Raw genomic sequence first — 12,003 nt, 5'->3', positions numbered from 1 at the left:
CGGCGGGGGGCGCCCCCCCCCGGGCCCCCCCCGGGGGGGGGTTGGGGGGGGGGTGGGTGGGGGGGTTTCACCCCCCCCCGGGGCCGGGGGGGGGGGGGGGGCACCCCCCCCCGCCGCCCCCCCTATGGGGGGGGCGGCGGCGAAGGCGCGAGATCCGAGACTCCCGATCTCGCACCGCGTGGGCGCGGGCCGGAGTCCGGCAGATCCCTTACTTGCCCAACTTGCGACGCTGGACGCGGGTCCTGCGCAGAAGCTTGCGGTGCTTCTTCTTGGACATGCGCTTGCGGCGCTTCTTGATGACCGAGCCCATGCGGAATCCTTCGCTGTCGGCGTTGGTACGAACGTCTTCTCGTGCCGGTGCTGCCCCTGGCGCACCGCCGGTGGGAGCACCGGCAGCAGGCACGATCGATCCCGCAGCCTACCCGCCCACCGGTCACCCCCTGACGGAGTGGTCCGTCAGGGCGGCCCGGCACCCCCGGACGGGCGCCGCCGCGCCCGGGGGACGACGGCGCTCATCCCGCGTTGTAGTAGGCGTTCTCCAGGTAGGAGTGCACGTCGTTCTCCGCCACGCGGAAGGAGCGCCCCACGCGTGCCGCGGGGAGCTCACCGGCGTGCACCAGCCGGTAGACGGTCATCTTCGACACCCGCATCAACCTGGCCACTTCGGCCACGGTGAGGAATTGCACGTTCCCCACCTGCGGGGGTGCTTGCTGGCTGGGTTCCGAGTTCGCAGACATGCTTCACCGAGTCCTTCGGCTCGCGCGCGCCGTCGGCTTCCCCTCCGACGGACTCCACACGCACGTGCTCCGTCGAGAGTAGCGGGACGGTTGGGATCCCTGCGATGCGCGAACGTCCCGGGTTCAGCGGTTTCCGCCTGTCAGCGCGGGGGAACCGGGGGTCTAGTCGTGCGCGCGGCCCAGTTCCACCGAACGGTCCCTGGCGGCCTCGATGGCGTCGATGAGCGCGGCCCGCACGCCGTGCTTCTCCAGCTCGCGGATGCCCGCGATGGTGGTCCCGGCGGGCGAGGTCACGGCCTCGCGCAGGATCGTCGGGTGGCCCTCCGAGCCGTCGCGCAGCATCGTCGCGGCGCCCACCGCGGCTTGCACGATCAGGTCGGCGGCGGTGGCCCGCGGGATGCCGAGCAGGATGCCCGCGTCGATCATCGCTTCGACCAGGTAGAAGAAGTAGGCGGGCCCGGAACCGGACAGCGCGGTCACCGCGTCCTGCTGGGTCTCGGGGACCCGGACGACCTTGCCGACGCTGCTGAGCAGTTCCTCCACCACGGCCAGGTGCTCGTCGCCCGCGTGCGATCCGGTGGAGATGGCGCTCATCGCCTCGCCGACGACCATCGGGGTGTTCGGCATCACCCGCACCACCGGGGTTCCTTCGGCGAGCCTGCGCTCGTAGAGCTTGGTGGGCAGGCCGGCGCACAGCGAGACCACCAGCGTCGCCGCGTCCAGCAGCGGCGCGACCTGGTCCAGCAGCGGCTCGATGTCCTGCGGCTTCACCGCCACCACGAGCACGTCGGCGCGGCGCACCGCGGTGGCGACGTCCACGTGCTCGATGCCGTACTCCGCGGTCAGCTGCGCGGCCCGTTCCGGGTGGCGCTCGGTGAACATCAGCTCATCCGCGTTCCGCCCCGCCTGCAGGAGCCCCGCCAGCAGCGACTCGCCGATCTTGCCCGCGCCCAGTACGGCAATCGAATTCATGCGGAACAGGGTGCCAGAACGTCCGCGCAGGACCCTCCCCAGGCGCCACCTGCGCGGTTAGTGTGTCGGCAACCACGACATCGATGTTGCGGAGCGCCGAGCGCGCGGACGAGGAGGTCCGATCCCGATGCTGAGCACGATGCACGACGGCCCGCTGTCGATCGCCAGGATCCTCGAGCACGGCAGCCGGGTACACGGTGCTTCGGAGGTGGTGACCTGGACCGGGGACGAGCCGCGCCGCCGCAGCTACGCCGAGGTCGGCAGGCGCGCGGCCCAGCTCGCGCACGGGCTGCGTTCCCTCGGCGTCACCGATGACCAGCGCGTCGCCACGTTCATGTGGAACAACGCCGAGCACCTCGAGGTGTACCTGGCGGCGCCCGCGATGGGCGCGGTGCTGCACACGCTGAACATCCGGTTGTTCCCGGAGCAGGTCAGCTACATCGCCGACCACGCCGAGGACCACGTCGTCGTCGTGGACGCGAGCCTGCTGCCGCTGTTCCAGAAGGTGCTGCCCGCGATGAGCACGGTGCGCCACGTCGTGGTCAGCGGCGGGGACCCGGCGGCGCTGGCGGCCCCGGACGGCGTCCAGGTGCACGGCTACGAGGAGCTGCTGCGCGGCCGCCCGGAGGTCTTCGAGTGGCCGGAGCAGGACGAACGCGCCGCGGCGGCGATGTGCTACACGTCCGGCACCACGGGGAACCCGAAGGGCGTCGTCTACTCGCACCGCTCGATCTGGCTGCACTCGATGCAGGTGTGCATGTCGGACGGGATGGCGCTGGCGCAGGCGGACCGCGGCCTGGCGGTCGTCCCGATGTTCCACGCCATGTCCTGGGGCCTGCCGTACGCGGCGCTGATGTCCGGCGCCTCGCTGATCATGCCGGACCGGTTCCTGCAGGCCGAGCCGCTGGCCGCGATGATCTCCTCGCTGCGCCCGACGATGGCGGCCGCGGTGCCGACGATCTGGCAGGGCCTGCTGCAGCACCTGGAATCGCACCCCAAGGACATCTCCTCGCTGCGCGAGGTCGTGGTGGGCGGCTCGCCCCCCCCGCCCGCGCTGATGCGGACGTTCCAGGAGCGCTACGGCATCCCGGTGCTGCACGCGTGGGGCATGACCGAGACGTCCCCGCTGGGCAGCGTGGCCCGCCCGCCCTCCTCGGCGGTCGGCGAGTCGCAGTGGCCGTACCGGGAGTCGCAGGGCCGGTTGGCGGCGGCGGTGGAGGCACGGCTGATCGGCGACGACGGCCGGGAGCTGCCGTGGGACGGCACGAGCGTCGGCGAGCTGGAGGTGCGCGGCCCGTGGGTCACGTCCTCGTACCACGGCGGCGAGGACGTGGAGAAGTTCCACGACGGCTGGCTGCGCACCGAGGACGTCGGCACCCTGTCCGCGGACGGTTTCCTGCGGCTCACCGACCGCGCCAAGGACGTCATCAAGTCCGGCGGCGAGTGGATCTCGACGGTGGAGCTGGAGAACCACCTGGTGGCGCACCCGGCGGTGGCCGAGGCGATGGTCGTCGGCGTGCCGGACCCGAAGTGGGACGAGCGCCCGCTCGCGGCCGTGGTGCTGCACGAGGGCGCGTCGGCCGACGCGGCGGAGCTGCGCGCGTTCCTGTCCGACCGGGTCGCGAAGTGGCAGCTTCCGGAGCACTGGACGTTCCTGGCCGAGGCGCCGAAGACCAGCGTCGGCAAGTACGACAAGAAGCGGCTCCGCAAGCAGCACGCCGACGGGGCCCTCGACCTCGAACAGGCCTGACGCGGGGGGGGGGGGGGGGCGGGGGGCGCCCCCCCCCCCCCCCCGCCCCCCGCGCCACGAGTCCTCGTCGTCGGCCGCGGAATCGTCGATCCGCTGTTCCTTGGCGCGTTCCGCGTGGGAGAAGGTGTCCTGCACCTGGTCGAGGTGTTCGCGGACCAGGTGGGACAGGTGCAGGGAGCGGTCGTAGGCCGGGCCCTGCACCGTCGGCTGCGCCGCCGCGCTCCACTGCTCCCGGGCGCCGCACAGCTTGCACACCTGGCCGCCGCCGGAGTGCTCGAAGTCGAGCTGGATGGGGTGGATGCGCACGGACGGCACGGCGGTCTCCCTGGTGTCGGCGGTGATCGGGCCCTCGGCGGCGATCGCGGCCGGAGCCGCCGCCACCCTAACCCCGCGCACCGGCCGAACCGGGCGAGCCGCACCGGCCCGCCCGGGATCGGGAACCGCTACCGCGCGCTCAGCGCCAGCTGCCGGGCCTGGCACACCAGCCGGCCGGTGGAGTCGATGACGAGGGTGTCCTCGTCGAACCACTGCCCGTGCACGGCCTTGGACTCCACGACCAGCCGCAGCCAGCCGTTCGCGGGCCGGGCCCGCAGCAGCGCCGTCAGCTGCACCGTCGGGGACCAGCCGAAGCGGCCCAGGTTGAAGGTGACCGGCATGGTGAGGTCGCCCGCGACGAGCCCGAACAGCAGGTCCGGCTGCCCCTGGTGCGGGCGCGCCCACAACCGCAGCCGCAGCGGCTCCTCGGTGCTGCCGCGGAGGAACCCGGCGCCGCGCGGGTCGAGCCGCATGTCGCAGGCCTTGGCCAGGCCACCCGGCCAGGACGCGTCCGTGCTGCCCAGGTCGATCGCGTCGGCGGGCGGGTTCACCGGCATGTCCGGCAGGTCCGACCAGCTGGGCGGCTCGTCGGGCACCTGGCCGAGGGTGATGGTGGCGTCCACGCACCGCTGCCCGGCCTGCTCCAGCACGGCGCGGACGACGGTGACGGTCCGCCCTGCCTTGAGCAGCTCGGTCCGCAGCAGCACCGGGCCCACCTTCGGCGAGTTCAGGTACTGCGCGCTGACCGACAGCGGTTCCAGCTGCCCGTCACCGACGGCGGCGCGGCTGAGCAGCGCCAGCAGGTAGCCGCCGTGCGGGCGGTCCCCGACGGACCAGTCCGGGTGCAGGTCGGCGACGAAGGTGCCGTCGCCCAGCGGGCGGACGGCGAGGGTGTCGAGGAAGGGGGTGTCGTTCACGCGCGACCCGCGCAGTGCCGGCGTCGCTCCTGAGCGAGCGAGGCGCGAATCGTACTCATGCCATGATCCTACGTTCCCGCCCCGAAGTTGATCATCGGGTGGGGGCCGGGCTCACCCGGCCCGCGGCCGACCCGGCGCCTGCAGGTGCAACCGCGCGAACACCAGCGCCTCCGCCAGCAACGCGGCCCGTTCCTGCTGGTTGCGCGCCTTGCGGCTGTTCACCTCCAGCACCACCGATCCGGCGAAGCCGTCCGCCGCCAGCAGCTCGCAGACCTCCGCGCACGGCTGCGAGCCGTGGCCCGGCACGAGATGTTCGTCACGGGGAGCCCCGGTCCCGTCGGCGAGGTGCACGTGCGCCAGCCGGTCCTGCATCCGCTTGTACAGCTCGATCGCGTCCACGTGCGCCGCGGCCGCGTGCGACAGGTCCAGCGTGTAGCTGCCGTAGCCGACCTCCGTCGGGTCCGGCGACGGCGTGAACGCGGACAGACCGCCGGACTTCCCGCCGCGCAGCCGGTTCAGCCGGTTCGGCGGGCGGATCGGGAACATGTTCTCCACCGCGACCTGGATCCCGCTGGTCTCCTCCAACGAGCCGACGAGCTCCGAGAAGCCCTCCGCGTACCGGCGCTGCCAGCGGAACGGGGGGTGCACCACCACCGTCGACGCACCCAGGTCCGCGGCGGCCACCACGGCCCGGCGCAGCCGCTCCTCCGGCTCCGGCGACCACACCCGCTGGGTGATGAGCAGGCACGGCGAGTGCACCGCCAGGATCGGCACCCCGTGCTCCCGGGACAGCCGGTGCAGCGCGGCGACGTCCTGGCTCACCGCGTCCGCCCACACCATCACCTCGACCCCGTCGAAGCCCAGGTCCGCGGCCATCTCGAACGCGGCCCGGGCCGGCTGGGGCCACACCGATGCGCTGGAGAGCCCGACCGGGATGTCGGGGTGGTGCTCGGTCTCCGCCGTGTTCGGTTGCGGTGTCATGTGCTGCCCCAGCGTCTCGCGCCCCACCGGATCCTCCACGCGGCTCGGGATCCGCGCGGCGAACCCGGTCTCACTGCCCGATCAGCAGCAGTGCGGCGGGCGACACGGTGCAGATCAGGCCGACCAGCACCGCGAGCAGGATCGTCTGCAAGTCGTCGGTGCGCAAGAACTTCCGCGCGATGAACACCAGCGCGCCGGTGATCGCCAGCGCGGCGACCAGCGCCGCGATCGGGATCGCCGTCCACAGCCAGCGGAACGCGAACCACACCGCGCCACCGCACACCAGGCCCGCGCCGCCCTGCAGGGCGAGCACCAGCCACTCCTTGCCGGTGGTCGGCTCCGACTCCTCCTCGTCGTCGTCGGCGTCGGCGCGGTAGTCGTCCGCGTCGAGCCCGGCGGGGAGCGCCTCGTCGTACTCGTCGAACTCGTCGTCGGCGTCGTAGCCGTCCTCGCGGTACCGGGTGGCCTCGGCGTCCTCGGCGTAGTCGTCGTAGTTCGCCGGGGACGCGTAGGCGGTGCCCGAGTCGTAGTCCTCGTAGTCGTCGAAGTCGTACGGGTCGTCGCCGCGCGCCGGGGCGGCGTCCGCGGGCGGGTAGGCGAGCATCGCGGTGCCGTCCGCACCGGCGCTCTTGGCCTCCGCCTCCACCCGCGGCAGCTGCTCGGTGGCGCCTTCCAGCGGCACCGATCGGGTCGGCTGCTCGTGCGGCCCGGCTGCCGGGACCGGCCCCAGCGCGGGCTGCTGCACGGTCATCTCCGCGTCGGACGGTCCCGCATCGGGCGCGTCCGGCGGCGGGGTCGCGCGCGGCGGTGCCCCGGCCGCGGCGAAGCGGCGGGCCCAGAAACCGGAGCCCTGGTCCGGGTCGGCGGTCTGCTCGTCCTCGACGGGCGGAGCCTGCGGTGCCGGAGCGGGTGCCTGCGCGGCAGGAGCCTGCGCGGCAGGAGCCTGCGGAGCGGGTGCCTGCGCGGCAGGAGCCTGCGGGCGCGGCGGGCCGGGCGGCGGCCCGGCCGGGGGCGGCCCGGAGAACTGCTGCGGCGCCGCGGGCGGTGCCGGTGGCCCGGCGGGCGGTACCGCGGGCTGCGGCCCGGTGCCCTGCGGCTGCGGAGCGGCCCGGCCGGGCGCCTGCGGTGCGCCGCCCTCGGGCTGGCCGGAACCGGCCTCCTCGGCCTCCTCCGGCTTGATCGCGCGCATCGTGCCGCTGTCCGAGAGCACCCGCTGGATGATCGCCTGCGGGGCGGTCTCGCTCGGGTCCTCGGCTCGCCTGCGTCGCCTGTGCGCGCTGCGCTGCGAGCCGCCGCCGTACTCGGCGAGCAGCTCGGCGACGGTGCGCTGGCTCGGGTGCTCGGACCCGCTGTCCCGACTCATCGATTCCACCGTGCCCCGTAGTGGGCTTGCCGTCCAGTTCCCCGATCCACGTCTGACCCGTTCGCGGAGGCCCGCTCCGCGTCGAACGACCCGAACTCGGCGCGGGTCCGCATCGCAGTGTGGTCCTCTCCGTTGGCGTGGTCCAGCCGCCGGAGGATGACTCCTTCCCGCAGCGCCCACGGGCAGATGTCCAGTTCCGCCACCCCCAGCGCGCGCATCACCGCCTCCGCGACGAGCGCACCGCTGATCAGCTGGTGCGAGCGCGCGCTGCTGACCCCGTCGAGCGTGGCCAGGTCGGCCGCCGACATCCTGGTGATGAACGCCAGCAGCTGCCGCAGCCCCGTCTCGGTGAGGCTGCGCGGCACGCGCGGACCCGCGGAGGCCGGTGCGGCGCCGGTCAGCCGGGCCAGCGAGCGGAACGTCTTCGAGGTGGCGACGGCGCGGTCGGGGCTGCCGCTCTTGCGGAACCGCTTCGCCGTCGCCGCCAGCTGGTCGTCCAGCCAGTCCCGCATCTCCGCCACCTGGCGCTGCGTCGGCGGGTCCTGCGGCAACCGGGTCCGGGTCAGCCGGCCCGCGCCCAGCGGCAACGACGCCGCCAGGTCGGGCTGCTCGTCGATGCCGATCGCCATCTCCAGCGAGCCGCCGCCGATGTCCAGCAGCAGCAACCGGCCCGCGGACCAGCCGCACCAGCGGCGGGCGGCGAGGAACGTCAGCCGCGCCTCCTGCTCACCGCTGAGCACGCGCAGCTCCACGCCCGTCTCGTCCCGCACGCGGGCGAGCACCTCGGCGGAGTTGTGGGCTTCGCGGATCGCGGAGGTCGAGAACGCCATCAGGTCCTCGCACCCCGCCTGCTCGGCGGCCTGCTTCACCTGCGCGACGTTGGCGACGAGCTCGTCGGCGTCGGCGTCGGCGAGGCGCCCGTCGGCACCGATCCGCTCCGCCAGCCGCAGCACGGTCTTCTCCGATGTCATCGGGGTCGGATGGGCACCACGGTGCGCGTCCACCACGAGCAGGTGGACGGTGTTGGATCCGACGTCGAGCACCCCTAGGCGCATGACCGACAACGTTACCGGCCGCAACCGCGCCCCCGAGGCGGGTGGGGGCCGGGAATACGCCCGAACCCGGACGTGCTGGGAGTTCCGCCCGGTTCGCGTCGGCAGCGGCGCGCGGTCACCACGCGCCCGGCCACCCGCACCGGACCGGCGTTCGCGCAGGTGCGGGCGGGCGCCCGGCCGCGGGGACGCGCGCCCGCCCGCGCGTTCGGCGGCGAGCGGGCGCGCGGGGCGGATCACACCTCGAACTTGTAGCCCAGACCGCGGACGGTCACCAGGAACTGCGGTTCCGCCGGGTCCGGCTCCAGCTTGGAGCGCAGCCGCTTCACGTGGACGTCGAGCGTCTTGGTGTCCCCGACGTAGTCGGCGCCCCACACCCGGTCGATCAGCTGGCCGCGGGTCAGCACCCGGCCCACGTTGCGCAGCAGGTACTCCAGCAGGTCGAACTCCTTGAGCGGCAGGCTGGTCTCCTCGCCGCCGACGGTCACCACGTGCCGCTCCACGTCCATCCGGACCGGACCGGCCTCCAGCACCTGCGGCTGCAGGTCCTCGGCCTCGCCGCCGCGGCGCAGCACCGCGCGGACCCGGGCGATGAGCTCGCGGGCCGAGTACGGCTTGGTGACGTAGTCGTCGGCGCCGAGCTCCAGCCCGACCACCTTGTCGATCTCGCTGTCCCGCGCCGTCACCATGATCACCGGCACGGCGGAGCGCTGCCGCAGCTGCTTGCACACGTCGGTGCCGCTCATGCCGGGCAGCATCAGGTCCAGCAGCACGATGTCGGCGCCGTTGCGGTCGAACTCCTCGAGCGCCTCCTGCCCGGTCGTCGCGACCGCGGCGGTGAAACCCTCCTTGCGCAGCAGGAACGCCAACGGGTCTGCGAAGGACTCCTCGTCCTCCACGATCAGCACCCTGGTCACCGGACTCCTCCCGTTTCGACGGTTGCGACCCCGTCCGCACTATCGGTCTCGGGCCGGGTCTCCGCCCGGCCCCGTTCGGCCGCGCCCGGCCGGGCCTGGCCACCGGACGGCTCGGAGCCGGTGGGCTCCGCGGCCGGTGCCGCGCCCTGCTCCCCGGCGCCCTCCGGGTCGGCCCCGTGCCGGGGGACCCGGAGGGTGAAGGTGGAGCCGGTGCCGAGCCTGCTCCACAGCTTCACCTCGCCGCCGTGGTTGGCGGCGACGTGCTTGACGATGGCCAGCCCGAGCCCGGTGCCCCCGGTGGCCCGGGAGCGCGCCGGGTCCACGCGGAAGAACCGCTCGAACACCCGCTGCTGGTGCTGCGGGTCGATGCCGATGCCGCGGTCGGTCACCGCGATCTCCACGAAGTCGCCGACCATCCGGCGGCTGATGGAGACCGGCGACCCCGGCGGCGAGTAGGCCACCGCGTTGTCGATGAGGTTGCTCAGCGCGGTCACCAGCAGCGTCCGGTCCCCGTCGAGCAGCAGGTCGCTGGGCTCGTCGACGGCGATCTCGATGCCCGCGGACTCGGCGGCGATCCGGGAGCGGCCCAGCGCCTCCTCGACGACGGCGTCGACCTCGACGGTGGTCAGCTCCGGCAGGCGTTCGGCGCCCTGCAACCGGGACAGCGCGATGAGCTCGGAGACGAGGGTTCCCAGCCGGGTCGACTCGTGCAGGATCTTGGTGGAGAACCGGCGCACCTCGTCGGCGTCGTCGGCGGCGTCGATCACCGCCTCGGCCAGCAGCGCGAGCGCCCCGACCGGGGTCTTGAGCTCGTGGGAGACGTTGGCGACGAAGTCCCGGCGGGTCGCTTCCAGCCGCACCGCGTCGGATTCGTCCCCGGCGTCGACGACGGTGAACCCGTCGCCGAGCGGCCGGACCTCGCCGTGCACCGCCGCCGGACCGCGGCCGCGCAGCGAGGTGCGGTTCAGCGGGGACAGGTCCACGGTCACGGGTTCGCCGGTCTCCAGCGCCTGCTCGGCCGCCGCGCGGGCGCGGGCGTCGGCCCGCTTGTCCCGGACGAAGCCGAGCTCGTCGGCGCGCGGGTTGTGCAGCACCACGTCGCCGAACCGGTTGAGCACGACGATGCCGTTGTTGGTGGTGTGCACGAGCCGTTGCAGCAGTTCGGCGACGGTCGGCCCAGCGGGCCTGCGCCGTTCGCGAACCCGCGCCGTCCGGGCGGCCAGGTAGCCGGCCGCCACGCCGATCGCCAGCAGGCCGATGATCAGGGCGGTATAGCCCAATGCGGTCACGTTGGCATCGTAAGCAGGGAGAGCCCGTGCTGGACCAGCCCGCGAGCGCGATCCGTGATGCCCGCGACATGAATCGGGGCGTTCTTCACCCCTGATTCACTCGAAAGTGGAACCCGGTTCAGCTGCGCTGCGTTCCGCCACCGGTTCCGTGAACGGGGAGCGGACGCAACGCGGGCGACACCTTCGTTCAGGTGTCGCCCGGAACAACTGCTCGAGGTGCGAACACGGCTGGTGATCGCCCCGCCACCGAACGCGCGGGGCGATCACCGCCGGAGCTCAGCGGCCCTGGTTCGCGACCGCGGCGGCGGCCGAGGCCGCGGCGTCCGGGTCCAGGTAGGTCCCGCCCGGGTTCGTCGGCCGCAGCTGCTCGTCCAGGTCGTAGCGCAGCGGGATGCCCGTCGGGATGTTCAGCCCCGCGATGTCCGCGTCGGAGATCCCGTCCAGGTGCTTCACCAGCGCGCGCAGCGAGTTGCCGTGCGCGGCCACCAGCACCGTCCGCCCGGCGCGCAGGTCCGGCACGATCGCGCTCTCCCAGTACGGCAGCAGCCGGGTCACCACGTCCTGGAGGCACTCGGTGCGCGGCATCTCGGCGCCGAGATCGGCGTACCGCGCGTCGCCTTCCTGGCTGAACTCGTCGCCCGGGTCGATCTCCGGCGGCGGGGTGTCGTAGGAGCGGCGCCAGAGCATGAACTGCTCCTCGCCGTACTCGTCCAGGGTCTGCTTCTTGTTCTTGCCCTGGAGCGCGCCGTAGTGCCGCTCGTTGAGCCGCCAGTCGCGCCGCACCGGGATCCAGTGCCGGTCGGCGACGTCCAGCGCGATGTTGGCGGTGGTGATGGCGCGGCGCAGCAGCGAGGTGTGCAGCACGTCGGGCAGCACCCCGGTCTCGCGCAGCAGCTCGCCGCCGCGGCGGGCCTCGGTCGTGCCCTTCTCGGAGAGGGGGACGTCGACCCAGCCGGTGAACAGGTTCTCGGCGTTCCAGGTGCTTTCGCCGTGTCGCAGCAGTACCAGAGTCCCGATGGTCATGGGCTCAGGCTATGCCAGGGAGCGGGCGGGCCGTGCCACCGCCGCCGCGCTCGCCCCGGGGACCGCGGTCGCGCGCCATGGTCGCCGAACGGCGCGGCCCCGCATGCCGCCGGAGTCGTCGAGCGACGGGCTCCCGCGCCCCGCCGGGCCGTCGGAGCCCTCCGGTCGCCCGCGCGGCGGGCCGTCGGCCGGGGAACGGGCCGGAGCAGCCCGCGTTGGTCCGAACGGGTTGATCCGCGTTGCTCCGCCCCGGGACGCACCTTCATCGAACGTGAGGTTTTTTCGGTCGAACCGGCCGGATGTCACCCCGAAATCGATCACTCAGAGCAGTGCGCCACCGTATCGAGTGATGATCTTCAGGGGACGGCAGCCGCTGGCAGTGAGCCCGCAGATCGGTTGTGGCCGTCACTCGACGGTTATGGATTCACCGTGCCGTTGTGACACGAAAGTGTCGCCGCTCACATTCGAGGCGGCCATACCGCACTGAATAAGCCGAAGCGTTACCTTCGGTGAGTAAGATCACTCGTATGGAGTAGGAACTCGGACTTGTGGCCAGTGCGTGACTCTGCGAAGTTGGCACTGCTCTCGCTGATCGGCTCCCACGCACTCCCCGATCCCGCGAGAGCGAACAGAAGAGCGTGGCCCGTCTCCCCCGTCGGACCACGCCCCGCCGGGCCCCGGGTGCCC

11 protein-coding genes are annotated in these 12,003 nt (G+C 73.3%); 1 reads left to right on the top strand and 10 read right to left on the bottom strand.

The window, feature by feature from the left end; genetic code table 11:
- Positions 1-208 precede the first annotated feature (208 nt).
- The 3 genes from LCD35_RS02345 to proC all read right to left on the bottom strand — a co-directional run bounded on the left by LCD35_RS02345 (position 209) and on the right by proC (position 1,709).
- Complete coding sequence (locus LCD35_RS02345; protein ID WP_003402602.1) at positions 209-310, bottom strand: 30S ribosomal protein bS22; 102 nt, start codon at positions 308-310, stop codon at positions 209-211.
- A gap of 202 nt (positions 311-512) precedes the next feature.
- Positions 513-737 carry a helix-turn-helix domain-containing protein gene (locus LCD35_RS02340; protein WP_224962037.1) on the bottom strand — a complete coding sequence of 75 codons (225 nt, stop codon included), beginning with the start codon at positions 735-737 and terminating at the stop codon, positions 513-515.
- Positions 738-899: 162 nt separating this feature from the next.
- Entirely contained in the window at positions 900-1,709 is an 810-nt protein-coding gene (proC, locus tag LCD35_RS02335; protein ID WP_225043644.1) for a pyrroline-5-carboxylate reductase, read from the bottom strand.
- 127 nt (positions 1,710-1,836) lie between these two features.
- Between proC and LCD35_RS02330 the strand changes: the two genes are divergently transcribed.
- The gene (locus LCD35_RS02330) at positions 1,837-3,459 is read left to right on the top strand and encodes a long-chain fatty acid--CoA ligase (protein WP_225043643.1); all 1,623 of its coding nucleotides are present in this window, start codon (positions 1,837-1,839) and stop codon (positions 3,457-3,459) included.
- Between the two features lie 443 nt (positions 3,460-3,902).
- Here LCD35_RS02330 and LCD35_RS02325 read toward each other — a convergent pair whose 3' ends face one another.
- The 7 genes from LCD35_RS02325 to LCD35_RS02295 all read right to left on the bottom strand — a co-directional run bounded on the left by LCD35_RS02325 (position 3,903) and on the right by LCD35_RS02295 (position 11,316).
- Positions 3,903-4,691: a thioesterase family protein gene (locus tag LCD35_RS02325; protein ID WP_224962029.1), complete on the bottom strand. Its 789-nt coding sequence runs from the start codon at positions 4,689-4,691 to the stop codon at positions 3,903-3,905.
- Positions 4,692-4,802: 111 nt separating this feature from the next.
- Positions 4,803-5,672 (bottom strand): sugar phosphate isomerase/epimerase, encoded by an 870-nt coding sequence (locus tag LCD35_RS02320; RefSeq protein WP_224962027.1) that lies wholly within the window; start codon positions 5,670-5,672, stop codon positions 4,803-4,805.
- Positions 5,673-5,742: 70 nt separating this feature from the next.
- Positions 5,743-7,035, bottom strand: a complete 1,293-nt coding sequence (locus tag LCD35_RS02315) for a hypothetical protein (RefSeq protein WP_224978383.1) — start codon at positions 7,033-7,035, stop codon at positions 5,743-5,745.
- A complete protein-coding gene (locus LCD35_RS02310) occupies positions 7,032-8,090 on the bottom strand; it encodes a Ppx/GppA phosphatase family protein (protein ID WP_224962024.1) in 1,059 nt (352 codons plus the stop codon). Before LCD35_RS02310 ends, LCD35_RS02315 begins: the two co-directional genes overlap by 4 nt.
- A 233-nt stretch (positions 8,091-8,323) precedes the next feature.
- Positions 8,324-9,004, bottom strand: coding sequence for a response regulator transcription factor (locus tag LCD35_RS02305; RefSeq protein WP_224962022.1), 681 nt, complete (start codon positions 9,002-9,004; stop codon positions 8,324-8,326).
- On the bottom strand, positions 9,001-10,293 hold the full coding sequence (locus LCD35_RS02300; protein WP_224966641.1) for a cell wall metabolism sensor histidine kinase WalK: 1,293 nt from the start codon (positions 10,291-10,293) through the stop codon (positions 9,001-9,003). The genes LCD35_RS02305 and LCD35_RS02300 overlap by 4 nt, the downstream gene beginning before the upstream one ends.
- 276 nt (positions 10,294-10,569) lie before the next feature.
- The gene (locus tag LCD35_RS02295; RefSeq protein WP_224962018.1) at positions 10,570-11,316 is read right to left on the bottom strand and encodes a phosphoglyceromutase; all 747 of its coding nucleotides are present in this window, start codon (positions 11,314-11,316) and stop codon (positions 10,570-10,572) included.
- Between the last annotated feature and the right edge of the window lie 687 nt (positions 11,317-12,003).

This window comes from Saccharopolyspora sp. 6V (assembly GCF_020176785.1).
Lineage (GTDB): Bacteria > Actinomycetota > Actinomycetes > Mycobacteriales > Pseudonocardiaceae > Saccharopolyspora_C > Saccharopolyspora_C gregorii.
Note: the sequence above shows the minus strand (reverse complement) of the source record. Positions and strands in the feature narration are given on the sequence as shown.

Bases quoted from the DNA above. Each gene is read 5' to 3' on its own strand.
- LCD35_RS02340 (WP_224962037.1), bottom strand. From the start codon at position 737: ATGTCTGCGAACTCGGAACCCAGCCAGCAAGCACCCCCGCAGGTGGGG.
- LCD35_RS02330 (WP_225043643.1), top strand. From the start codon at position 1,837: ATGCTGAGCACGATGCACGACGGCCCGCTGTCGATCGCCAGGATCCTC.
- LCD35_RS02310 (WP_224962024.1), bottom strand. From the start codon at position 8,090: ATGCGCCTAGGGGTGCTCGACGTCGGATCCAACACCGTCCACCTGCTC.
- proC (WP_225043644.1), bottom strand. From the start codon at position 1,709: ATGAATTCGATTGCCGTACTGGGCGCGGGCAAGATCGGCGAGTCGCTG.
- LCD35_RS02320 (WP_224962027.1), bottom strand. From the start codon at position 5,672: ATGACACCGCAACCGAACACGGCGGAGACCGAGCACCACCCCGACATC.
- LCD35_RS02315 (WP_224978383.1), bottom strand. From the start codon at position 7,035: ATGAGTCGGGACAGCGGGTCCGAGCACCCGAGCCAGCGCACCGTCGCC.
- LCD35_RS02345 (WP_003402602.1), bottom strand. From the start codon at position 310: ATGGGCTCGGTCATCAAGAAGCGCCGCAAGCGCATGTCCAAGAAGAAG.
- LCD35_RS02295 (WP_224962018.1), bottom strand. From the start codon at position 11,316: ATGACCATCGGGACTCTGGTACTGCTGCGACACGGCGAAAGCACCTGG.